Annotated in this window: 18 protein-coding genes; 6 read left to right on the top strand and 12 right to left on the bottom strand. The window is 69.6% G+C overall.

The features are described 5' to 3' along the window. Window position 1: 1 nt before the first annotated feature. Complete coding sequence (locus AB0F41_RS03290) at window positions 2-1,669, bottom strand: FAD-dependent oxidoreductase (protein WP_357421069.1); 1,668 nt, start codon at window positions 1,667-1,669, stop codon at window positions 2-4. Window positions 1,670-2,074: 405 nt separating this feature from the next. Between AB0F41_RS03290 and AB0F41_RS03295 the strand changes: the two genes are divergently transcribed. Next, complete coding sequence (locus AB0F41_RS03295) at window positions 2,075-2,986, top strand: PRC and DUF2382 domain-containing protein (protein ID WP_357421070.1); 912 nt, start codon at window positions 2,075-2,077, stop codon at window positions 2,984-2,986. A gap of 65 nt (window positions 2,987-3,051) precedes the next feature. Here AB0F41_RS03295 and AB0F41_RS03300 read toward each other — a convergent pair whose 3' ends face one another. After that, a complete protein-coding gene (locus AB0F41_RS03300) occupies window positions 3,052-7,674 on the bottom strand; it encodes a cation-translocating P-type ATPase (RefSeq protein WP_357421071.1) in 4,623 nt (1,540 codons plus the stop codon). 184 nt (window positions 7,675-7,858) lie between these two features. Between AB0F41_RS03300 and AB0F41_RS03305 the strand changes: the two genes are divergently transcribed. Together AB0F41_RS03305 and AB0F41_RS03310 are read left to right on the top strand one after the other, a co-directional pair. After that, window positions 7,859-9,379, top strand: a complete 1,521-nt coding sequence (locus AB0F41_RS03305) for an SDR family oxidoreductase (RefSeq protein ID WP_357421427.1) — start codon at window positions 7,859-7,861, stop codon at window positions 9,377-9,379. Between the two features lie 116 nt (window positions 9,380-9,495). Then, window positions 9,496-10,563 (top strand): crosslink repair DNA glycosylase YcaQ family protein, encoded by a 1,068-nt coding sequence (locus AB0F41_RS03310; RefSeq protein ID WP_357421072.1) that lies wholly within the window; start codon window positions 9,496-9,498, stop codon window positions 10,561-10,563. 18 nt (window positions 10,564-10,581) lie between these two features. Here the strand turns inward: AB0F41_RS03310 and AB0F41_RS03315 are convergent, their stop codons facing one another. After that, window positions 10,582-11,319, bottom strand: coding sequence for a sulfite exporter TauE/SafE family protein (locus AB0F41_RS03315; RefSeq protein WP_357421073.1), 738 nt, complete (start codon window positions 11,317-11,319; stop codon window positions 10,582-10,584). A gap of 282 nt (window positions 11,320-11,601) precedes the next feature. On the opposite strand from AB0F41_RS03315, the gene AB0F41_RS03320 reads away from it, so the two are divergent. Further along, window positions 11,602-12,060: a MaoC family dehydratase gene (locus AB0F41_RS03320; protein ID WP_357421074.1), complete on the top strand. Its 459-nt coding sequence runs from the start codon at window positions 11,602-11,604 to the stop codon at window positions 12,058-12,060. A gap of 31 nt (window positions 12,061-12,091) precedes the next feature. Here AB0F41_RS03320 and AB0F41_RS03325 read toward each other — a convergent pair whose 3' ends face one another. The 5 genes from AB0F41_RS03325 to AB0F41_RS03345 form a co-directional block, all read right to left on the bottom strand. Then, entirely contained in the window at window positions 12,092-13,219 is a 1,128-nt protein-coding gene (locus tag AB0F41_RS03325; protein ID WP_357421075.1) for an NDMA-dependent alcohol dehydrogenase, read from the bottom strand. A gap of 188 nt (window positions 13,220-13,407) precedes the next feature. Further along, window positions 13,408-14,229, bottom strand: a complete 822-nt coding sequence (locus AB0F41_RS03330; protein ID WP_357421076.1) for a mycofactocin-coupled SDR family oxidoreductase — start codon at window positions 14,227-14,229, stop codon at window positions 13,408-13,410. Between the two features lie 53 nt (window positions 14,230-14,282). Beyond that, window positions 14,283-14,996, bottom strand: a complete 714-nt coding sequence (locus AB0F41_RS03335) for a 3'(2'),5'-bisphosphate nucleotidase CysQ (protein ID WP_357421077.1) — start codon at window positions 14,994-14,996, stop codon at window positions 14,283-14,285. Between the two features lie 167 nt (window positions 14,997-15,163). Continuing rightward, on the bottom strand, window positions 15,164-15,310 hold the full coding sequence (locus AB0F41_RS03340) for a DUF1059 domain-containing protein (RefSeq protein ID WP_357421078.1): 147 nt from the start codon (window positions 15,308-15,310) through the stop codon (window positions 15,164-15,166). A 127-nt stretch (window positions 15,311-15,437) separates the two neighbouring features. After that, a complete protein-coding gene (locus AB0F41_RS03345; protein WP_357421079.1) occupies window positions 15,438-16,715 on the bottom strand; it encodes a cytochrome P450 in 1,278 nt (425 codons plus the stop codon). A 303-nt stretch (window positions 16,716-17,018) separates the two neighbouring features. Between AB0F41_RS03345 and AB0F41_RS03350 the strand changes: the two genes are divergently transcribed. Continuing rightward, the gene (locus AB0F41_RS03350; protein WP_357421080.1) at window positions 17,019-17,873 is read left to right on the top strand and encodes an SAM-dependent methyltransferase; all 855 of its coding nucleotides are present in this window, start codon (window positions 17,019-17,021) and stop codon (window positions 17,871-17,873) included. Window positions 17,874-18,042: 169 nt separating this feature from the next. Further along, window positions 18,043-19,062 (top strand): oxidoreductase, encoded by a 1,020-nt coding sequence (locus AB0F41_RS03355; protein WP_357421081.1) that lies wholly within the window; start codon window positions 18,043-18,045, stop codon window positions 19,060-19,062. 29 nt (window positions 19,063-19,091) lie between these two features. Here AB0F41_RS03355 and AB0F41_RS03360 read toward each other — a convergent pair whose 3' ends face one another. The 4 genes from AB0F41_RS03360 to AB0F41_RS03375 form a co-directional block, all read right to left on the bottom strand. After that, the gene (locus AB0F41_RS03360; RefSeq protein WP_357421082.1) at window positions 19,092-19,973 is read right to left on the bottom strand and encodes an acyl-CoA thioesterase domain-containing protein; all 882 of its coding nucleotides are present in this window, start codon (window positions 19,971-19,973) and stop codon (window positions 19,092-19,094) included. Between the two features lie 155 nt (window positions 19,974-20,128). Further along, window positions 20,129-20,890 (bottom strand): SDR family NAD(P)-dependent oxidoreductase, encoded by a 762-nt coding sequence (locus AB0F41_RS03365; RefSeq protein WP_357421083.1) that lies wholly within the window; start codon window positions 20,888-20,890, stop codon window positions 20,129-20,131. Between the two features lie 131 nt (window positions 20,891-21,021). After that, window positions 21,022-22,110: an ADP-ribosylglycohydrolase family protein gene (locus AB0F41_RS03370; protein ID WP_357421084.1), complete on the bottom strand. Its 1,089-nt coding sequence runs from the start codon at window positions 22,108-22,110 to the stop codon at window positions 21,022-21,024. A gap of 57 nt (window positions 22,111-22,167) precedes the next feature. Beyond that, complete coding sequence (locus tag AB0F41_RS03375) at window positions 22,168-22,623, bottom strand: nitroreductase family deazaflavin-dependent oxidoreductase (protein ID WP_357421085.1); 456 nt, start codon at window positions 22,621-22,623, stop codon at window positions 22,168-22,170. Window position 22,624: the final 1 nt, after the last annotated feature.

Below are 22,624 nucleotides of genomic sequence, written 5' to 3' on the forward strand. Positions count from 1 at the left end.
CCTAGGCCAGATACCTGTGCACGAGCATCACCGCCATGGCGCCCTCGCCGACGGCGGAGGCCACCCGTTTCGCCGATTCGGCATGGACGTCCCCGGCCACGAATACGCCGGGAACACTGGTCTCCAAGTGGTGCGGCGGCCGGGGGAGTTCCCAGCCGGCCGGGCGGTCGCCGTCCACCAGAAGATCCGGCCCGGCCAGCACGTAGCCCGACGGATCGCGATGGACCACGCCGTCGAGCCAGTCGGTCTGCGGCGCGGCGCCGATGAACAGGAACAGCCGTTCGGCCGGTGCCTTCTCCTCGGCACCGGTGCGGCTGTTGCGCAAGACGATCGTGTGCAGGTGATCCGCGCCGTCGACCGCGACCACCTCGGTCTCGACATGCACCTGGATATTCGGCACCTGCCCGATCTGCTGGATCAGGTAGTAGGACATGGATTTGTCCAGCGAATCCGCCCGGACGACCAGATGGACGGTGCGGGCGTTGCGGGACAGGAACATCGCGGCCTGGCCCGCGGAATTGGCCCCGCCGACGATGTAGACGTCATGTCCTGCGCATTCGGCGGCCTCGGTCATGGCCGAGCCGTAGTAGACACCGCGACCGGTGTACTCGTCGACGCCGGGGGCGGGATGGCGCCGGTAGTCGACGCCGGTGGCGATGATGACCGTATGCGCCGACAGGCTGCCGCCGTCGGCGAAGCGCACGCCGCGGGCCGAGCCGTTCACCTCCAGCCCCACCACATCCCGGGTGGTGACGACCTCGGCGCCGAATTTCGCCGCCTGCCGGCGCGCTCGATCGGCCAGTTGTGAGCCGGAGAGGCCGTCGGGGAACCCGAGGTAGTTCTCGATCCGCGAACTCTGCCCGGCCTGTCCGCCGGTCGCGGTTCGTTCGACGAGCACGGTGCGCAACCCCTCGGAGGCGCCGTAGACCGCCGCGCCCAGTCCCGCCGGTCCACCGCCGACGACGATCAGATCGTAGAAATCGCCGGACGGCTGGGTGCTCAGGCCCACGCTCTGCGCGAGTTCGCCGTCGCTGGGCTGGATGAGGGCCTGCCCCTCGGCGGTGATCACCACCGGACATCGATGCGGATCGGCACCGGCGGCCTCGAGCAGCCGCGCGCCCTCGGGCTCCTCGGCGGCGAACCAGCGGTACGGCAGTTGGTTACGTGCCAGGAACTCCCGCACCTGTGAGGACCGGGGCGACCAGCGATTGCCCACGACTTTCGTTCCGTGCACCGGCCGGTGGTCGCTGCTGCGCCAGGCGTCGAGCAGTGTGTCCAGCACCGGATAGAGCTTCTCCTCCGGCGGATCCCAGGGCTTGAGCAGATAATGATCGAGATCGACGACATTGATCGCATCGATGGCGGCATTGGTGTCGGCATAGGCGGTCAGCAGTACCCGCCGCGCGTGGGGGTGCAGGTCCATGGCCTGTTCGAGAAATTCGATACCGTCCATCCCCGGCATCCGGAAATCGGCGATCAGCACCGCGACGGCCTGTCCCCGCAGTTTCATCTCGCGCAGCGCCTCCAGCGCCTGCGGTCCGGACTCCGCGCGCAGGATCCGGTAATCGGCGCCGTAGCGGCGCCGCAGGTCGCGGACAACCGCCCGGGATACCCCGGGATCGTCGTCGACGCTCAGGATGGCGGGTTTGGACACGGTCGGGGAGCTCACTCCGACGAGTATGCCCCGATCGACGGTGTCGTGACAGATCGGTGCGCCCGCATCGATCCGGGATCGGTGCTGTTGGTTTGCCGACTCGCGATCATTCCGTGAGATTTCCATCCTTGTGGCGGGGAATGGCCGGATTCCTGAACCGCTGCGGCGTGTTTGCCGCTCCCGGTAACGGGTAGTTGCCCAGATGTAGCTGCCGCAGTCGGTCGCGGGACCGGCCGGTCGGCTACGGAGGAGATGAGCCGACGCCGTGACCGATGCGAACTTCCGCAGGACCGGAAGCGACGAGTACACCGGCAGCGGGTGGCCGACCGCCTGCAGGGGCCGGCCCCGGACCGGGATGTCCGGGAAGGTACCGCTGATCGTCTCGCCGACCGTGCATCGGAGAACAAGCGAGGAGGAAGCATGGCTCAGCATGTCGAGGATCTGATCGGAGACGCCGTCTACGACCTGGGTGGCGCCAAGATCGGCAAGGTGAAACGGGTCTACGTCGACAACAGTTCCGGCGCGCCGACGTGGGCCGCGGTGAGCACAGGGATGTTCAGCGAGGACTCGCTGGTGCCGCTGGCCGGTGCACAGGTGCGGGAAGGCTCCCACGAGCTACAGGTCCGGGTCCGCAAGGACGCGGTGCGCGCGGCCCCACATCTCGCGCACGACGGATTGATCACTCAGGAATCGGAGGACGAGCTCTTCGTCCACTACGGACTGGATCAGGGACGCACCGGGATGACGGACTACGGCAGGCACGCGGAACCCACCGCGACAGGCAGCGCCGGTACGGCGGCCGGTACCACCGCCGGACCCGCCGGCCTGGCCGGTGGTCCGGCGAAGACCACCGGCGATACGGCCGCCCGGCCGCCCACTCCGGCAGAACACGTGCCCACCGCCGAACGCCCGGCGACGACCGAGCGCCCGGGGGCCCGGGAACATACGACGGCGAGCCGGCATCCGGATTCGCTGGTGCGTTCCGAAGAGCACCTCAACATCGGCACCGAGGAACACGTCGTGGGCCGGGCGCGGCTGCGTAAATACGTGGTCACCGAGGAACAGACGATCACGGTTCCGGTCATGCACGAGGAAGTCCACATCGAACGCGAACCCATCACCGATCCGTCGTCGGTGACACCGCATTTCGGCGAGGAGGAACAGGAGGTCACGCTGCATGCCGAACGCGTGACGGTGAGCAAGGAGTCGGTCCCGGTGGAGCGGGTGCGCCTGGCCGTCGACGAGGTCGCCGACGAGGAGACCATCTCCGATACCGTCCGCAAGGAACGGATCGATATCGAGGGGATCGACCGCGACGACCGGCGTCGCTGACCTGCACATCCAGTAGCAGCACCCACCGAGGGGCACCGGGCGCAGACCCGTGCCCCTCGGTTCTGCTATGCGTACTGTCCGGCCTCGTCCGGGGCGGCGGCCGGCTCCGGCTCTGCCGGGCGCGCGTCCTCTTCGGCTTCGGGTAGCAGCCGGGGGAGCAGGGTGGACCCCGCGGTGGCGGCCGCGGCCGCGGTGGTCGCGACCGTCCAGCCCACCGGACCCAGCGGCGTGCAACCGAAATACGTGCCCAGCCCCGGGGTCATCACCACGACTCCCAGTACCGCGCCACTTGCCGCGGTGGTGACCCACACCAGTGGGCTGCGATAACCGGCCACCAGAGTTTGGCCCAGCTGGGTGCCGATGAGGGCAACCAGCCCGATGGTGTCCGCACGGCGCCGGGTTCCGGTGTAGCGACCGGTCATCCACGCCGCCGAGGCGCCGGTGGCGGTGGCGACGCCCCGGACCACGATGGTGCGGATCAGATCGGCACCCAGATGGGCCGGGGGGATGGCGGCCAATTGTTCGGCACGCTGTTCGACCCACTGGTTGCCGTCCCGCGTCTCGGGTTGTTCCTGGTCGCCGGCCAAGGCCAGAGCGAGCGCGGGAAACATATCGGTCAGCAGATTGACCAGCAGGAACTGCCGGGTCCCCAGCGGTGCGCGGCCACCGATCGCGGTGCCGAACAACGTGAACGCGATCTCTCCGGCGTTACCGCCCACCAATACCGCGACCGCGTCGGCGACCCGCTGCCACATACTGCGACCCTCCACGAGAGCGTGCAGCAGTATCCGCGGGTCGGGTTCGGTGAGTACCAGATCGGCGGCATTGCGGGCCGCGGCCGAACCGTGGGCCGCGAGTCCGATGCCGATATCGGCGGTCCGAATGGCCGCTGCGTCGTTGGCGCCGTCGCCGGCCATCCCCACCACATGCCCGGAATGCCGCAGCGCGCTCACGATCCGCACCTTCTGTTCCGGATCGACCCGGGCGAAAACGGTGCTGCGTTCGATCAGCTCGGTGCGGCCGGTTTCGTCGAGCTCGTCCAGGTCGGTGCCGGTAGCGACGGTCTCGACGGTGATGCCGAGTTGCCGGGCCACCGCCGCGGCCGTGACCGGGTGGTCGCCGGTGATCATGCGGACGGCGATACCGTTGTCCTGCAGTGAACGCACCAGGTAGGGCGTTTGCGGCCGGGGGGTGTCGGAGATTCCGAGGAAGCCGAGCAGGGTGAGTTCTTCCACCGCTTCCTCGGTATCGCCGGGGCGGGCGGGCAGGTCGCGCCGGGCCACCACCAGCACCCGCAACCCCTGTTCGGCCAGTTCGTGGACCATCGCGTCGGCGCGTGTGCGTATCCGGGCGCCGAGTGGGACGGGGCCGTCGCCGGTCCGCACCGCGGTGCACCGCGGCAGCACCACTTCGGGCGCGCCTTTCACCAGCAGCCGGAGCTTGTGCGCGGTCTTGCCGAGCGCGGCCGCGTATCCGCGATTGGATTCGAACGGAACCTCGTCGAGTGGATCCCATCGGTGGGCCTCGTCGTCCGGCAACTCGGCCGCCGCGTCCAGCACGGCGCGGTCGGTGGCATGCAGTACCGGACCGTCGTCGGGATCGGGGCAGGCGCGAGCCGCGGCACGCAACAGCCGCCGGGCATCCGCGGAATCCGCACCGGGCTCCCACTGCTCGTCGAGACCGGCGAGCGCGGTCAGCCGCAGGCGCCCTTCGGTGAGGGTCCCGGTCTTGTCGAAACACAGGGTGTCCACTCGGCCGAGCGCCTCGACCGCGCGGTTGGCGCGGACCAGCACGCCGTAGCGGGACAGCCGCCGGGCCGCGGCCAGCTGTGCCACGGTGGCCACCAGCGGCAGCCCCTCGGGCACCGCGGCGACGGCGACACCGACACCGTCGGAGACGGCATCGCGCAGAACGCGTCCCCGCAGGCCGCCGAGCGCGGTGACGATGCCGCCACCGGCGAGGGTCAGCGGCAGGGCGCGATCGGTCAGCGATCGCAGTTGCGCCTGCACACCGCCCTTGTCGGGTGGGACCGCGCCCGCGGCGGCCCGTCCGGCCTGGGTATCGGCACCGACCGCGATCACCACCGCCACCGCCGACCCGCTCACCACCGTGGTGCCCTCGAAGATCAGGCAGGAGCGTTCCCCCAAGGCCGCACCGGGGGTGGCGTCGGTACCTTTGGGAACCGTCACCGATTCGCCGGTGAGGCCGGATTCGTCCAGCTCGAGGTCCTCGGTCCGCAGCAGTCGCGCGTCCGCGGCCACCACCTCGCCGGCCCGGACGAGCAGGATATCGCCGACCGCCAGCCGGTCGGCGGGCAGTTCGGTCGCGGCGGGGTCGTCACTGTCGATATCGCGGCGCTCGATGACCCGGCCGGTCAGCCGCTCGCCCTCGATGAGTTCATGCAGTTCGTTCTCGGCGGCCTGCCGCTGCCGCGCGGAGATCATCGCGTTGACGGTCAGCACCGAGGAGAGCAGTACCGCGTCGGACGGCGAACCCAGGATCGCGGTCGCCGCCGCACCGACACCCAGTACGGGCGTCAGCGGATCGGCGAGCTCGCGGCGCATATGACCGAGGTAGGCCGCGACCGGCCCGGTGAGTTGCGGCAACCGGCCGCGCGCGACCGGCTCCTCCGAGGACCGCCCGGCGGCAGGGCCCGGGTCGGACAGCCGGTCGAGGACCTCTGCGGGTTCGAGCGCGTGCCAGGGCAGCAGGGGAGCGAGGTCGGGAGGCGGACCGTCACCGGTGGCGCGCAGACCGCTCAGCGCGCCGTTGAACAATCCGGCGATATTCGCCGCGATCATGGGCGCGCCGCGGGTGCGTGCGGTGGGCACGGCAGTGAGCAGCAGCCCGGTCAGGCTGCACGCCGACAGGGCCAGCGTCCGGCCGCGTTCACTGACCTGCCGGGCGGGGCCGATCGCGGTGAGGGTGCGCTGCACCTGGGTGAGATCACGGCACAGCAGATCGGCCGTCCAGGGCATATGCGTCCCGCTGTACTCGCTGCCGAGAACACCGATCGCGACATCGGCATGGTCGAGCGCCTTGTGCGCCCGGGTGCTGAGCACGACCACCCCGTGCCCCCCGCGCTGCAACCGTTCCACCTGGGCGCTCAGCGACCCGCGCGCCGATACGAACTCATCGGCGAGACCGCGTAGTTCGTTCGCGTCCCGGTAGCCGGCGAGCACCACTCGAAGCCCTGCACGGCGGGCGGTATGGAGCACCGCGTGTGCCCGCGGATCGAGTTCGCGACCCACCAGCACCCGGCCCACGGCCCGTTCGCCGTCGCGTAGTTCCCGCCACACCGGACGGGTGGTGATGCCCTGGTCGGGAGTCCCCGAGTGGGGGTGCACCAGCGCCGGGCCCGGCTCGCCGGAATCCCTGGCGGCCGAGCCATCCGGTGACCACAGCAGCCGCTGCGCGGTGTTCCAGACGCGTGGAGCCGGCCAATCGTCTTCGACGGTTTCGGCCTGCAGCACCACCCGCCGGTCGGTGGCCAACACTTCCGCGTCGACGACCAGCGCGGACAGCCGGTCCAATCGCCGCCAGGCCACCGGGTGCAGGGTCAATACCCCGGCGGCGGCCAGTGTCGTGGCGACTGTCGCGGCGAAGACCTCGCGGCCCGCGCGCGCCGCCTTCGGCGCGCCGAGCAGGAGCGCGTCCGGAATATCGTTCGAGCGGCCGAGTCCGGCGAGTGCGGCGGCTCCGGCGAGGGCGGCCGCCGAGGTCTCGTCGGCGACCCGCTCCACCGGGCCGCGCGGTATATCGGCGGGCCGGGTGAACTCCGGCAGCGGTTCGGCGACCCCGAAATGTTCGGCATCCATGATGTCGGCCTGCCACTGCCGCCACTGGGCGTGCCGCGCCACGGCTTCGGTGAGCACGAATCCGCGCTGAACGGTATCGGCGAGCAGGTTCGTCACACCGCCGCCGGCGCCTTCGCCCAGCGCCGAACCTGCCGCATTGGCGATGGCCAGGACGAGATCTGTACGCACGCCGCCGAGCCGGTCCTCGAGATGCGCGCGCACCCGGGGCTGGGCGTCGGTGAAGGCGGCCACCGCCCGCACGCCGCGCATGAACCCGCGCAGCGGCGGCACCGCGCCCGCGGCGGATACCGCGATCGCGCAGATATCGCCGGCCACCTCGATCGCCGCCGCGAGTACCGGTTCCCGGTCGGCGGGAAATTCGGCGGCCCGGCTCCACCCTTCGTCGGCGACGTCGGTTTCCGCTTCCACCTCCTCGATCGCCGCGAGTAGCCGGTCGAGATCGGCGCCGGTCGACAGGGCGGTGACGATCCGTCCGGTGACCGCGTTGACCCGCCACCACTGCACCTCCCGGAGCCGGCCGAGGCGCCGGTCCAGCGAGCGGGTCACCGCAGAGCCGTGGCCGTTGGCCAGCCCCTGGATCTCGATGGTCGCGAGGTCGTCGTCCAGCGCGATCCGGCGTTGGGCGCGGCGGTCGCGTGGATCGAGCAGCGCGGCCAGATCATCGCGCAGCCGGCCGCGCCGATCCGGTCCCAGCGGAGTCAGGCCGGTTGCCACGGTCGCCGCCATCTCGGCGGTCCGTCGCGGGATCTGCACCGCCTGCCGCCCGGTGCCGGCCGCGCGTTCCGCTCCCGCGCGGACCGCGGAGCCGACGGCGGTTACCGGGGCGGTGATCGAGCGAGGCGACAGCACAGTGCGAACAGAGGGGCCCATAGACGGGCGCTACCCGGCTCCGGCGGCCGCAAACAGCGACCGGCGGCTGCGGGCCCGCTGGCGTACCGGTTGCCGGTGGTGCGCGGTGTCGCGCGCGGCGCCGCCGGAATCGGCGCTAGCCTGCAGTGAGTGCGCTGTTCGCCGCGGTGCCCGGCACATGCTGTCCGAGGTGAGGGGTCGTTCGATGCGTTGTGTGGTGTTCGGAGCCACGGGGTACCTCGGTGGCCGCCTGGTGCCGGAACTGTTGCGGGCCGGTCATTCGGTCCGGGTGCTCGCCCGCACTCCGGGCAAGCTGGCGGATACGCCCTGGTGCGAGCAGGTCGAGATCATGCGCGGCGATGTCACCGTCGAGCGGGACGTTCGCGCCGCGCTGGCCGATCAGCAGGTCCTCTACTACCTCGTGCATTCCTTGACCAGGTCGGATTTCGACGAGGTGGATCGCCGGGCCGCGACCCTGGTGGCCCGGGAGGCGGAATCGGCGGGTGTCGAGCGCATCGTGTACCTCGGGGGTATCGCACCCGCGGGCCAGGAATTGTCCCGGCACCTGTCCTCCCGCGCCGAGGTGGGCCGGATCCTGCTCGACGGCGCGGTGCCCGCGCTGGTGTTCCAGGCCGCGGTGGTGATCGGCTCCGGATCGGCCAGTTTCGAGATGTTGCGCTATCTCACCGAGCGGCTACCGGCGATGGTCACCCCGCGCTGGGTGCGTTCGCGCATTCAGCCCATCGCCGTCCGCGATGTCCTCTACTACCTGGCCCGGGCCGCGGAACTGCCCGCCGCGGTGACCGGGGCGTTCGATATCGGGGGGCCGGACGTGATCACCTACGAGCAGATGATGCGCGAGTACGCCGAGGTCGCCGGACTGCCCCGGCGGATCATCGTGCCGGTCCCGGTGCTCACGCCGTGGCTGTCGGCGCAATGGGTGAACCTGGTGACGCCGGTGCCCCGGGCGATCGCCGTTCCGCTGATGGAATCACTGGTCAACGATGTGGTGTGTGCCGAGCACGAGATCGCGGACCATATCCCCGACCCCGACCCCGGTCTCATCGGGTACCGGCGGGCTGTGGAATTGGCGCTGACCAGGATCAGAGACCTCGATGTCCCGACCCGGTGGTCGGATGCCGATCCGGTGGGCGCGGAACCGTCGCAACCGTTGCCCACCGACCCGGAATGGTCGGGTGGCTCCCTGTATCAGGACCTCCGGGAACGCCCCACCAGCGCCGATCAGGCAGATCTGTGGGCGGTGATCGAGGCCATCGGCGGCGAGCACGGCTGGTACTCGTTCCCGCTCGCGTGGTCGCTGCGCGGTTGGCTGGACCGGCTCGCCGGCGGGGTCGGCCTGCGGCGGGGCCGGCGGGATCCGCAGCGGCTACGGGAGGGCGACGCGCTGGACTGGTGGCGGGTGGAGCGGATCGAGCGGCCCACCCTGCTGCGGCTGCGGGCCGAGATGCGCCTGCCCGGCCGGGCCTGGCTCGAGCTGTGCGTCGGCACCGGGGAGCACGGCGCGGTATATCGGCAGCGCGCGGTGTTCGAACCGCACGGCCTGGCCGGGCATCTGTACTGGAAGGCGATCGTGCCTTTCCATGCCGTGATATTCGGCGGTATGACCCGCAATATCACCGGCGCGGCCGAATCGGCGACCGGCCGGGGCGCCGAACGTTCCGTGCGCGCGCGTGTGGGCCGGCTGCTGGGTCGGCGCCGCAAGTAGCGGGCCGCGGGCGCGGGAAGAAAAGCCGGATTGCCCGGTCGGCGCGCCCGGCAGCGCGGGATACGCCCGGGCACGGACCCGGCGCGGGTGTCGGAGCCCGCCGTTACCCTCGCCGTATGTCGCTGGCATGGTTGCGTTCCCACGCGGTGGCCTGGTCGCTGCCGCGGACCCCCGGCTCGCTCGCGGAGGTCCTCGCCGAGATGGAGTTCGTTCAGGCCGATCCGATCCGCTCCCCGGCCCGCGCCCAGGATCTGATCCTGCGGCAGCGGGTCCGCGGATACCGGGCCGGTGATCTCGACCGGCGCTACCGCGCGCTCGGTATCGACGAGGACCTCGTCTACGCCTACGGCTACACCGTTCCGGAGTTGCGTCCGGTACTGCATCCCCGGGTCCACCCGCGCGCGGTGAACGGCGCCTTCCCGCACGACGCTCGTACCGCCGATGTGCTCGCGTTCGTACGGGAACGAGGCGTGGTGCATCCGCGGGATCTACAGGCGCATTTCGGTCATCGTGGAGTCGTCAACGCCTGGGGCGGTACGTCCTCGGCGACCACCGTGGCCTTGGAGGAATTGCACCGGTACGGGCTGTTGCGGGTCGCCGACCGGGTGTCCGGTATCCGCCGCTACGAGACGGCGCCGGAACCCGAGCAGGTTCTGGATCCGGCCGAGCGCCGTCGCGTGCTCGCCCTCCGGATCGCCCGCACGCTCGCCCCCGCCGCCGAGCCCACCCTTTCCGCCACGGTGAACCGCGCGCTCCGCTCGATCGGCGGAGCGACCGGTTCGGCCACTCTGCGCGAACTCCTGGCCACCGGCGAATTGTCCGCCACCGTGGTCGACGGCGTGCGCTACCTGTGGCCCTCCGACCTACCCGTCGCCGACCGGGAAGCCCCCGCCCGGGTCCGCTTCCTCGCCCCCTTCGACCCCCTGGTCTGGGACCGCCGCCGCTTCGGCCGGATCTGGGGCTGGGACTACCGTTTCGAGGCCTACACACCCGTCGCCAAGCGGGTCCGCGGCTATTACGCGATGCCGATGCTGTGGCGGGACCGGGTGATCGGCTGGGCCACCTGCTCCGGGCGCGACAGTGCGGTGGAGGTGGGCTTCGTGGACGGTCCCCCGAAGAGCAAGGCCTTCGCCACCGCCCTCGAAGCCGAGAAACGCCGCCTGAAGAGTTTTCTCGGCGCGTGATCAGGCCGGCGCCGGGTATCAGCTGAACGCGAGCCATCCCGCCAGCCCGACCCCGCACACCGCGACCCCGACGCGCAGCGCGCCGGGGTGCAGGCGGGCGACCAGCGGCGGGCCGAACCAGCCCCCGGCGAAGGCGCCGATCCCCATCGCGGCCGCGGCGAGCCAGTGCACCGGGCCGAATACGGCGAAGCCGACCGCGGCCACCAGATTCGCGGCGCCGGTGAGCACACTTTTCAGGATGCTGGCACGCCAGATCGTCTCGGACGTGCACACCAGGATCAGGGCCAGGAACATGACGCCGACCCCGGCGCCGAAGTAGCCGCCGTAGAGTCCGACCGCCACGGTGGCGAGCGGGTAGAGCCGGGGGAACGATCTGCCATCGGCGAGTTCGCGGAGTTTCGGCTGTAGCAGCAGGCTGACCGAAGCGCCGGCGATGAGTACCGGTACCACGGCCTCGAAGACTTCGGACGAGGTCGTCAGCAGCAGGGCGGCGCCGCCGATACCGCCGAGGGCGGCGCAGCCCGCGTGCAGCAGCAGCGCCCGCGGGTTGCCGCCCACGGCCGCTCCCGCCTTGGCGGTGGATCCGGCGCCGACCGCGACCATGGCCACGGTATTGGTCACATTGGCCGATACCGGGGACAGTCCGGCGGCCAGTAGCGCCGGATAGGAGATGAGGGAGGCGATCCCGGTGACGTACCCGACGAGTCCGGCGAAGAATCCGGCGACCGAGACGAGGCAGAAGGTGAGAACTGTCAACGGACGCGGGTCTCCTGGGTTGCCGGCGGGTACACCGCCACCGTGGGCGGCCCCGGACCTCGCTGGTCGCGGTGGGCGGTCGGATCGGGGGGCCGGTGACGACCAGACCGCAGCATAACGGTCGTACGAATTGACTGATGAGGTGGCCACAGCAACACCAATTTGCGACTTACTTCAAAAATGTCTCAATTGGGGCTTGAACTCGGCGGCGAAGTGCGGAATACCTAGTAGGTGAGTTGCGATGTCGCGACAGCGCGCGGCACGGGATCGAAGGAGACAACTGTGCGGACATTCACCGGTAAGGACGAGGTCCTCGGCGGAGTGGGGGAAACCCTCGGAACCAGCGACTGGGTGGAGGTCACCCAGCAGATGGTCGATCAGTTCGCGGAGGCCACCGGCGACCACCAGTGGATCCACGTCGATGTCGAGCGGGCGAAGCGGGAGAGCCCCTTCGGGGGGCCCATCGCGCACGGGTATCTGACCCTGTCGCTGCTGCCGCTGCTCGCCTCGCAGATCTTCGGATTCGAGAACGCGAAGCTCGGGATCAACTACGGCTCGAACAAGGTCCGGTTTCCCAGCCCGGTGCCGGTGGGCGCCAAGGTCCGGTCGACCGCCGTGCTCGCGAACGCCGAGGAGGTGTCCGGCGGCGCGCTGCAACTGGTGGTGCAGCACACCGTCGAGATCGAAGGCGGCGCGAAACCGGCGCTCATCGCCGAGGCGGTGAGCCGGGTCGTCTTCTGACCGGGTTCCGGCCGGATGCCGGCCGCGCGTGCTAGCGGTCGGCGTCGGTGAACCGGATGAGTCCGCGAATATTGCGGCCCTCGAGCATGTCCGCGACACCCTCGTTGATCTGCTCGAGGGAATATTCACGCGTGATCATCTCGCCGAGGCCGAGATCGCCGAGCTTGTAGAGCGCGAGCACCTCCGGGATGAGCAATTGGGGGTTGCCGCCGCCGAACAGCGTGCCGCAGAGGCTCTTCTGCTGGAAGGTGAGCGAGGACAGGTTCATCCGTGGATTGGTTTCGGCGGCATCTCCGGTAGCGGCCAGCACACAACTACCCGCCTTGGCGGTGATCCGCATCCATTTCGCCAGATCGTTGCCGTCACAGCGGCCCACCGCGACGATCACTGTCCGGCACATCTGGCCGCCGGTGACCTCCGCTATCCCGCCGATCGCGCTGTCGATATCGGAATAGGTGTGGGTGGCGCCGAATTTCGCCGCCTGGGTGAGCTTGCTCTGAATCGGGTCGATCGCGAAGATCCGCCGGGCACCCGAGATGACCGCGGCCTGGACCGCGGCCGTGCCGACCGCCCCCGCCCCGATCACTGCGACATCCTCACCGGGCCGGACGGTCGCGGTATTGACCACCGCGCCGTACCCGGTGGTGACGCTGCAGCTGGCCAGGCAGGCGATATCGAAGGGGATCGACGGGTCGATCTTCACCACCGAACTCCTGTGCACCACCGCATAGGGGGCGAAAGCGCCGATCAGTGAGGTGGGATGGACATTCTTGCCGCGGGCGTGGATCCGGAAGGTGCCGTCGGAGACGGCGCCGCGGGTGAGCAGGTCCTGCCCCCGGTCGCAGAGGTTGTGATGCCCGGATAGACACGATTGGCATAGTCCGCAGGCCGGGATGAAGGAGAACACCACGTGGTCGCCCACGGCCAGCTGCTCTACTCCGGCGCCGACCTCGACGATCACACCGGCGCCTTCGTGGCCACCGAGGATCGGGAATTCCGCGGTGGGGACATCACCGCTGGCGAGACGCTGATCGAACTGGCACAGCCCCGCCGTCTCCACCCTGACCTTGACCTCACCCTGCTGCGGGTCGCCGATCTCGATCTCCTCGACCGACCACGGCTGCGCGTAATCCCAGATCAATGCACCCTTGGATTTCATCGGCGTCCCTTTGCTCTCGTCACGATGCCGCGGATCGGTTCACGGCAGTACCCAGGTTGCCTGATAATGCCATTCTCGGAAAGTGGTAATCGGAATTTTCCTCGGCTTTTTCCGGCAGCGCCACCTGCCCGGGCACGTACTCGCCGCACCCCGGTCCGGCGCCCGGGGTGCGGCGATCCCGTGACGGCTCAGTACTGCGAAGAGCCCAGGTCGACGGAAATACTGCTCGCGGTGACGAATCGGGATTCGTCACCGGCCAGCCAGCACACGGCTTCGGAGATGTCCTCGGGCAGGGCGACACCCTCCGGCAGCAGCGGGGTGTTCATATTGGCCAGCAGGCCGTTGGTCTCGGCCGCGCGGGTGAGCGCGCCGACCATATCCCCGGATCCCATCGGGGTGGCGACCGGACCGGGGGCGACACTGTTGACCCGGATCGAGTGTTTACCGAGTTCAGCGGCGAGTGCCCGCGCCATACCGGTGACCGCGTGCTTACTGGCGGTGTAGTGGACCATGAACGGTTGCATGGCCACGCCCGATGCCGAACTGATCAGAATGATCGACCCGCCGCGCCCGCCGTCGATGATCCGCTGCGCTCCCGCGGTCACCGTGTTCCAGGTACCCGTGACATTGGTATCGAGTACGGCCTGGAACGACGCCGGCGTGATGGCGTCCCACGGTTCGGGGATGCATATCCCGGCATTGGCGACGATCACATCGAGCCTGCCGAACACCTCGACACCGTTGTCGACGGCGGCGCGCAGGGCAGGCAGATCGCGGGTGTCCACGACGGAGGCGATGATCTTGCGGCCGGTGCCCTCCACCAGGCGGACGGTTTCGTCGAGATCGTCCGGCGTCGCGGAATCGTAGGGGACCGCGGGCGGCAGCGGCCCGCAGAGGTCGACGGCGATGATATCGGCGCCTTCCGAGGCCAGCCGGACCGCGTGCGCGCGTCCCTGACCACGTGCCGCGCCGGTCACGAAGGCCACTTTGCCGGATAGTCGACCGCTCACTGAACCACTCCTGTCGTTTCGGATACGTCCGACCATTCTGATCCCGCGAACGCCTATCCGGTCAACGCTTCGAGAGCGATATCGGCCAACTCCGGCCGGCAGATCAACAGATCCGGGAGATAGGGGTCGGGCCGGTTGTAGCGTAGCGGCGACCCGTCCAGCCGGGAGACGTGCAGCCCGGCCGCCGCCGCGACCGCGACGGGAGCACAGGAGTCCCATTCGTACTGCCCGCCGGAGTGGGCGTAGATATCGGCGGCGCCTCGCACCACGGCCATCGCCTTCGCGCCCGCCGATCCCATCGGCACCGGGATCGCCGACAGGCGCGCGACCAGCTGCCGGACCTCGAACGAGGGCCGGCTCCGCGAGAGCGCTACCCGGACGGTGCCCGGTGCGGGGGGCGGTGGCAGGATCGGCGGCCGTCCGGTGTGCAGGACCGTACCCTCGGCGGGCAGTGCGACCGCACCGGCCACGGGTTCCCCGTCCACCGCGAGGGCCACGTGCACCGCCCAGTCCGATCGACCCGGTTCGCCGTACTCCCGGGTCCCGTCGAGCGGGTCCACGATCCACACCCGCGACCGTTCGGTACGCACCGGGTCGTCCGGTGATTCCTCCGAGAGCACCGCGTCCGCCGGACGCTCCTCGGCCAGCCGCTCGAGCAGCAGCCGGTCGGAGCGCTGATCGCCGACCCGGCCGCCCAGATCGCGGATGGAAAGCAGGAGTTCGCCGGCTTCTTTCGCCAGGGTCGCGGCGAGTGTGTGGTCGTCCATGGAATCCTTCCCGGCAGGTGATACCGCCCAGATCCATATACCACGATGGGCCCGGTATGCCTGTGCCGCGGTTGCCGCCGGCGAGCGGCGGCAACCGGTGCGCGGCGGCGCCGCGCCGTGATCCGCCGCGGGATCATCGGCCGGGCTGCGGGCCGCCGGTCGGGCGGTCAGTAGGCGATGAAGAGAATTTCGTCGCGGGTGTAGTCGTGTCCGGGATGGTTCTCCTTGAGGTGTTTCTGGACCACCTCGACCAGCTCGTCCTCGGTGCTGCCGGTGATGTGCTCGCCGCAGGGGCAGTTCAGCCGGGTCTTCATAGAATGATTCCTCTCTGGATGGTCGGTCGGCCTCAGCGTAGTGGGCCGCGTCGCGCGGCGACGGATGATCGCTATCCGTCCGCCGGGGTCCGGCTCGCGCCGCCCCGGCCGATCCGTCCGGGAGGTCCTATGAGCGGAGGCGTACCGGCATGCGTTTGATGCCGTGGATGAAATCGCTGTGCACGTATTCCGGTTCGCCGAGCGTCACCTCCGGCGTCCGGGTAAGCAGTTCGCGGAACAGCAGACGCAGTTGCATCCGGGCCAGCCAGGCACCCAGGCAGAAATGCGCACCGCCACCCCCGAATCCGGAATGCGGATTGTGGGTGCGGGTGATGTCGAAGATATGCGGATCGTCCAGCGCGGTCTCGTCGCGGTTGGCCGAACAATAGAACAGCACCAGCTTCTCGCCCGTACGGATCCGCGTGCCGGCCACCTCGGTATCGGCGACCGCGTGCCGGGCGAAATGCATGACCGGTGACCCCCAGCGGATGAATTCCTCGACCGCGCCGCCGATCCGGGCGTCGAAATCCTCGAGCAGCCATTCCCGCTGGGCGGGATGCTCGGTGAGGGCCTTGAACGCATGGGAGGTGGTCTGCTTGGTGGTGTCGTTCCCGGCCGAGGCCAACAGCACCATGAACGCCCCGAGTTCCTCGTCGGTGAGCCCGTGGCCGTCGACCTCGGCGGAGACGATGGCCGACATGAGATCGTCGTGGGGCCGCAGACGCCGATGCCGGGCGAGATCGGTTCCGGCCCGGTGCAGGATGCCGAACTGGGCCAGGAAGAACTCGCCGCGTTCCTCCAGGCTCGCGTATTCGGCGTCGCTCGAACCGAACATGGCCTCGGCCGCATAGGCCACCGCCTCCCGCTGCCCCCCTTCGATCCCGATCATGTCGGAAATGGTGCGCATCGGCAGCATGCGCGACACACTGTCGACGAAGTCGACCGGCTCGCCGTCACGTAACTTCGCCAGGAACTCGTCCACGATCTCGGTGGCGTTGGCGCCGATCTGAGATTCGATCCGCCGCACCTGGCGCGGGGTGAACGCAGAGCTGATCAATTTCCGGTACCGGGTGTGCTGCGGGGGGTCCATCATGAGAAAAAATGTGGTGGGCCGCTGTAGTTCGACCGGCATCGGATCCATGCTGATACCCAGCGTGGAGGTGAAGAGTTCGGGGTGGCGGCTGATATGGGCGATATCGTGGTGCCGCGTCACCGCCCAGTAGCCCGGCTCGTCGTGGGGGAACAGTGCCGGAGGCGGCGCGTGCCAGGTGAGACCGGGTTCGGCGCGGAGCCGGGCGAACGTCTCGTCGCGAGTGGCGAAATCCCGCGCCCAGAAGTCCGGTTCGGAGATATCGAGCCGGTGGTGGCGGCGAGGGGTGACCGGGGCGCTGTCGGTAGTGCTCATGAGCGGTCTCCGAGCTCGGTGATCCAGGGTCGCGCGCGGGTGGCGACGGCCGGCCCTCGCGCACATATGTAGAGGACAACGATAGAACGTGGCCCGCGGCGCGTTGGCGGCTTCGGCGGAATCGAGACGGTCCCGACACTCGGATTCGAAATACTCCCTCTACCAGTATAAATGGAGAGTTCGAAAATCTTTTCTCGAGAGATCGCCTCCGGCAGCGATCAATTCGGAGACTCCCCGTCGTCCTACCTGTCGAGCCCTACCTGTCGATCGTGTACCCCAGGACAACCGGATAGAGAGACAGCGATGCCGGATACACCGTTCATTTCGTCATCCACCGGCCGGTCGCCGGTCGGCGTCGAAACGTCCCGCGCGAGCATCGCGCGGGTCTACGACGCCGGCCTCGGCGGCAAGGACAATTTCGAGGTCGACCGCGCGGTGCTGGACGCCGTGCGCGAGGTCGCGCCCGGTGTCTGTGCCATGGCACGCCGTAACCGCGCCTGGCTACGCCGCGTGATCCGCTATCTCGGCGGCATCGTCGGAGTGGAGCAGTTCCTGGACGCGGGCGCCGGTCTGCCCGCGGTCGGCAATACGCACGAGATCGCCCAGCTGGTGAATCCCTGGGCGCGGGTGGCGTATCTGGACAACGATCCGATGGTCAGCGCGCACGGACGCGTCCTGATGGAAACCAACGAGGACACGGTCTACCTGCGCGGTGATCTCACGGATCCGTTGCTGCTGGCCCCGGAGTCGGCGGTGTGGCGTTATCTGGATCCCGGCCGGCCGGTCGCTGTGATCCTGGGCGCGGTGCTACACCACATCGAGGATGCGCAGCGCCCGCGGGAGATCGTCGCGCGCTGCGCGGAGGCATTGTGCCCCGGATCGTTCGTGGCGATTACGCATTTCTGGGATCCGGGTGCCGGATCTCCCGAGCACGGGCTCGCCCGGGAGATGGAGCGGCGATTCCTGGAGCGCGGCCTGGGTACCGGCTGGTTCCGCAGCCGGGAGGAGATCATGTCCTTCTTCGACGGCCTGGAGCCGGTCGAGCCGGGCGTGGTGCCGCTGGATCAGTGGTGGCCTTCCGGTCCGGCGCGCTCGCCCGCGACTCCGGAGGAGGGGCTGATCCTCGGCGGGGTCGCGCGAAAGCCGGAGGTTTCGTAACACGCGGTGGGTACGGCGGATTCGGTCTGCCGCACTGTGGGCTAGGCAGCCGCTGGCGGAAATAGGGTTCTCGTGAACGAGAATTGTCTTATACTTTTCGCTGGACCGGCTGCCCCCCGACGATATCCACGGTGGGCGGCGTAGACCGTGCTGGAACTGGATAGGTGCCGTGAGCTCGTCGAACAAACCGTGGACAGTGGCGGACGCACCCGATCAGTCGGGCCGCACCGCAGTGGTGACCGGTTCGAACACCGGGATCGGGCTGGAGGTGGCCCGTGGCCTGGCGCGCCGTGGGGCGACGGTGGTGCTGGCCTGCCGTAACGATGCCGCCGCTGCGGTGGCCGAGGCCGATATCGAGAATTCGGAACCGGGTTCCGACGTCCGGACCGTGCATGTCGATATCGGCGATCTGAGCTCGGTCGCGGAATGTGCGCGGCGCCTGCACGACGAGTTGCCCGGAATCGACCTGCTGGTCAACAACGCGGGCGTGGTGGCGGGAACGCGGACGTTGACCGTCGACGGGTTCGAAAGCGATTTCGGTATCAACTTCCTGGGCCATTTCGCGTTGACCGCCCGGCTGGCGGATCTGATCACCGCGGCCCCGGCCGGACGTATCGTCGGTGTGGGCAGTATGAGTCACGGGCGACGCAGCGCGGCACTGGATTTCGACGATCTACAATCCGAGCGCAGTTTCGGACGGCTGATCACCTACTCGCGATCGAAAACGGCGTCCATGACCTTCATGGTCGAATTGCAGCGCAGGCTGGCCGCCGCCGGTTCGCGGGCGATATCGGTGGGCGCGCATCCCGGTGGGGTGCGGTCCACGATCCTGCGCGACCAGAGCCTGCTGGTCCGTATCGCGTACAGCGATATCGTGATGACGCTGGCCCGGTTGGTCACCCAGACGCCCGAGGCCGGTGCCCAGTCGATTCTGCGGGCGGCGCTCGACCCCGAGGTCCAGGGTGCCGGGTTCTACGGGCCGGACAAGCGGTGGGGCCTGGTGGGCCCGCCCGAGCTGCTGGCCACGCCGCCCGGTGCGTCGGACCCCGGGGCCGGCCGACGCCTGTGGGGGATCGCCGAGGAACTGACCGGCGTCGCCTTCGCCCCCGGTGCGCAATCGCCGCGACCGGACGCGCCGGTGAGCGGTGCGGTGGGTCCGGCGACGGACGCCACCGGCGACGCCTCGTAGCCGGGATTCATATCGGACCGGGCGCCGGGTTACCGCGGCCGGCGGGGCCGGATGAGTCCCTCCTGCATGGTGGTCGCGCAGAGCCGGCCGGACTGATCGAGCACTTCCCCGTGCGCGAGCCCCCGGCCCCCGCCGGACCAGCGGCCGTACTGGTCGTGCAGGAACCACTCGTCGACCCGGATCGGCGCATGGAACCAGATCGAATGGTTGATCGTGGCCACCTGCAGGTCCACGTGTTCCAGTGCGTCACCGTGCGGGCCGGTGGTCGCCGAGAGCAACAGCAGATCGCTGAGATACATCAGGCAGGCCGCCTGCTCGAGTCCGGCATCGGGAACGGGCTGCCGGGTTCGCAGCCATACCCGCTGCCGGGGAGAAGAGGCTTCGCCGCGCATGGCGTGGGCCCGGGCCGGCGGGTCGGGAAAGCGGGCGTCGATACCGAGCGCGTCGAGGAAATGGCTGGTCCATTGGAGCGCGGCCGGATGCCCGGCGAACACCTCCGCGATATCCGGCACCTCCTCGGGGGCGGGAGTGTCGAGCGCCGCGATCTGATGGGCCAGGCCGTCCTCGGGCCGGTGGAAGGACGCGAGCATTGTGAAGATCACCCGGTCGTTCTGGACGGCCTCCACCCGGCGGGTCGAGAAGGAACCGCCGTCCCGGACCGGTTCGACCACGAAATCGGTGGGAACCGTGGTGTCGCCCGGCAACAGGAAATAGGTCTGCGCGGAATGGATGGGCCGGTCGGTGGGTGCGGTGAGGCCGGCCGCCAGGACCGCTTGGCCCGCGACCTCCCCGCCGTAACTGCGTTGCGGTGCGCCTGCGTGGATACGACCGCGGAACCGGAACTCCTCCAGACGCTCGAGCCCGATCCGGTCGGCGATCGATTCCGCGGGCCGCACGGCTTCCAGCGTCATGGCCACCTCCAGTGGTGCGAAGTGCGGCCACGAGCCGCGGAGTTCGAGCTACCGTCGGGTCCATTATGGTCGGCGGCGCCCCTACGGCCTCCGGTGGCCCCGGGAACCCGCCGCGCGGCCGGCGCGGGCACCGGCTTCGTGGCGGGGAGCGCGGGTCACTTGGGTGCGAACCGCATCCCGGCATCCAGTCGCAGGCACTGGCCGTTGAGCATGGCGTTGTCGACGATGGCGCAGGCCAGTTTGGCGTATTCCTCCGGCCGCCCCATCCGCTTCGGGAACGCGTTGCCGGCGACCAGCGGGGTCACCATCTCCTCCGGCACACCCGCCAGGATCCCGGTGTCGAACAGGGACGGGGCGATGGCCAGCACCCGCACACCCACCGAACCCAGGTCGCGGGCCATGGTCAGGGCCATCCCGGCGATCCCGGCCTTTGCGGCGGTATAGGCGACCTGCCCGATCTGTCCTTCGAAAGCGGCGATGGAGGCGGTATTGACGATGACGCCGCGTTCGCCGTCGGCATTCGGTTCACCCTGACTCATATGCCAGGCCTGTAGCCGGTTGAGATTGAACGTGGCGATCAGGTTGAGATTGATGATCTGGGTGAACGACTCCAGATCATGCGGCCCGTCCTTGGAGAGGGTGCGCTTGGCGATCCCGCCCCCGGCCGTATTGACGGCGATATCCAGGCCGCCCAGTTCGGCCACCGCCTCGGCGAGCACCGATTCCACGCCCGCGTGATCGGTGACATCGGCCTCGAAGAAGGAACCACCCAGATCGGCCGCGATTTTGGTGCCTTCGGCGGCCGTCCGGTCGACGATCGTGACCTTGGCACCGCGTGCGGCGAGGGCCTCGGCGCTCGCGCGACCCATACCGGAGGCCCCTCCGACGACGATTGCCCGTGATCCCTGAATCTCCATGGTTTCCGTCCTTCTCGGTGCAGTGTCGCCCGGCGACACGCGCCGGACATAACCCGGCCTACGTTATAGCGACCGGACGGGCCCGAACGCGACTTTTCATGGAAGTATCGTTGATAGTGCTGGTCGCGGGCTCAGCCGGCCGGTGCGGTATCGAGTGGATAGCGGCCGCCGAGCCGCTGCCGCTCCCCGTAGTGGAAACCCACCGCGAGGTCGTCGGCCACCTGAATCGCCACATCCCGGCCCTCCACCGATTCCACCCACTCCGATGGGAGCGCGGCGAGCCCGTGGCGGGCGCCGAGGAGATTTCCGGCGACGGCGCCGGTGGAATCGGAATCGCCGGAATGATTCACCGCGAGCAGCAGTGCGCCCCGGACATCACCGGTTCGTTCGGCGTGCAGGGCGCAGTACACCGCGACGGCGAGACATTCCTCGGCGATCCAGCCCTGGCCGACCTGTTCGACCCGTTCGGGTGTCGCGGGCCCGGCCGCCGCCTGCTCGCCCGCGCGGGCGAGCGCGCCGATCGTTTCCCGGGCTCCGGGGGCCGCGCCCAGTATCTCGCCGGTCTCGCTCAGCGCTTCGGCCAACGTGGATCCGGTGACCAGGCGGTCGACGAGCGCGCCCAGCGCCCCCGCCGCCAGATAACCGGTGGGATGGCCATGGGTGAGCTGACCGCAGCGCGCGGCGGTCTCGAAGGCGACCCGGGCACCGGCCGCCACCAGACCGAAAGGCGCCGAACGCATCACCGTTCCGCAGCCTTTGGACCCGGCGTTCACAGGCCCCGGTTCCCCGAACGGCTGCGGCGCCAGGTAGGTCGCGGACTGGCGCCGCAACCCGCTCATACAGGCATTTCCCGGAGCCCGGACCGCATAGAGGAACCCCAGGCCCGCCAGCCAGCCGTCGGGCCGTCCGGGCGGTCGCGGTTCCTCCTGGGTGGCCAGCCAGCGCAGATAGGCCCGCCGCAGCACCGGAACCGGATCGTGGCCGGGTGGGCAGCGCAGCAGCCCCTCGGCGGTGAACAGCGTCATCTGTGTATCGTCGGTGATCTGTTGCGGCGCAGCGGGATCCGGGCCGGGCAGGAACCCGGTGATCCCGGCATCGCCGTACCCGTTCCGGATATCGGTCAGCGACCGGAATTCGATCGGCCAACCAAGGGCGTCTCCGATCGCGCCGCCCACCAGGGTGCCGCGGATTCTGTCGACCAGTGTCCGGTAGTCATCCACGACCCGCGATCCTCGCAGTAGACCCGGCGCGGCACAACAGGTTTCCGCGAGCTGCGGTCACAGCGGGGTGAGTTCGAACACCGGATGCTGTCCGGCTTCCGCGACGAACCGCTCGACCGGGTCTCCGCGTTCGGCCCGGAAGTACTCGCGGGTCGCCGAGGCGATCTCGAGGTAGTGCCGCAGCACGGGGCCGGCCTCGTCCGCCGAGACCTCCCGGATGGCGTAATCGCGGCTGCGGCGGCGCCGGGTGAGCGTCACCCGGCCCGCGGCGCGGGCGTTGTGCACCCACCCCACGGCGCCGTAGGGGGCAACCAGCCATTGACGCTCGTCGTGGTCCACGAGCAGGACCGGATTGTGCCGGGGCCGCCCGGTCCGGCGGCCGCGGGTGGTGAGCAGGTAGGAGTACGGAATCAAACCCGCGCGGGTGAGTGCGGTCATCACCCTGTTCTCCATGCCGGACAGCCGCCCGCGCCGGTAGCGGCGGGCGGGTTCGGAATTCGCGGGGTCAGGCACG

The organism is Nocardia sp. NPDC024068 (assembly GCF_040638875.1).
In the GTDB taxonomy this organism is placed as follows: domain Bacteria; phylum Actinomycetota; class Actinomycetes; order Mycobacteriales; family Mycobacteriaceae; genus Nocardia.

Excerpts from the sequence above, each read along its gene's own strand:
- AB0F41_RS03295 (WP_357421070.1), top strand. The coding sequence starts at position 2,075 with ATGGCTCAGCATGTCGAGGATCTGATCGGAGACGCCGTCTACGACCTG.
- AB0F41_RS03300 (WP_357421071.1), bottom strand. The coding sequence starts at position 7,674 with ATGGGCCCCTCTGTTCGCACTGTGCTGTCGCCTCGCTCGATCACCGCC.
- AB0F41_RS03305 (WP_357421427.1), top strand. The coding sequence starts at position 7,859 with ATGCGTTGTGTGGTGTTCGGAGCCACGGGGTACCTCGGTGGCCGCCTG.
- AB0F41_RS03310 (WP_357421072.1), top strand. The coding sequence starts at position 9,496 with ATGTCGCTGGCATGGTTGCGTTCCCACGCGGTGGCCTGGTCGCTGCCG.
- AB0F41_RS03325 (WP_357421075.1), bottom strand. The coding sequence starts at position 13,219 with ATGAAATCCAAGGGTGCATTGATCTGGGATTACGCGCAGCCGTGGTCG.
- AB0F41_RS03335 (WP_357421077.1), bottom strand. The coding sequence starts at position 14,996 with ATGGACGACCACACACTCGCCGCGACCCTGGCGAAAGAAGCCGGCGAA.
- AB0F41_RS03340 (WP_357421078.1), bottom strand. The coding sequence starts at position 15,310 with ATGAAGACCCGGCTGAACTGCCCCTGCGGCGAGCACATCACCGGCAGC.
- AB0F41_RS03345 (WP_357421079.1), bottom strand. The coding sequence starts at position 16,715 with ATGAGCACTACCGACAGCGCCCCGGTCACCCCTCGCCGCCACCACCGG.
- AB0F41_RS03350 (WP_357421080.1), top strand. The coding sequence starts at position 17,019 with ATGCCGGATACACCGTTCATTTCGTCATCCACCGGCCGGTCGCCGGTC.
- AB0F41_RS03360 (WP_357421082.1), bottom strand. The coding sequence starts at position 19,973 with ATGACGCTGGAAGCCGTGCGGCCCGCGGAATCGATCGCCGACCGGATC.
- AB0F41_RS03365 (WP_357421083.1), bottom strand. The coding sequence starts at position 20,890 with ATGGAGATTCAGGGATCACGGGCAATCGTCGTCGGAGGGGCCTCCGGT.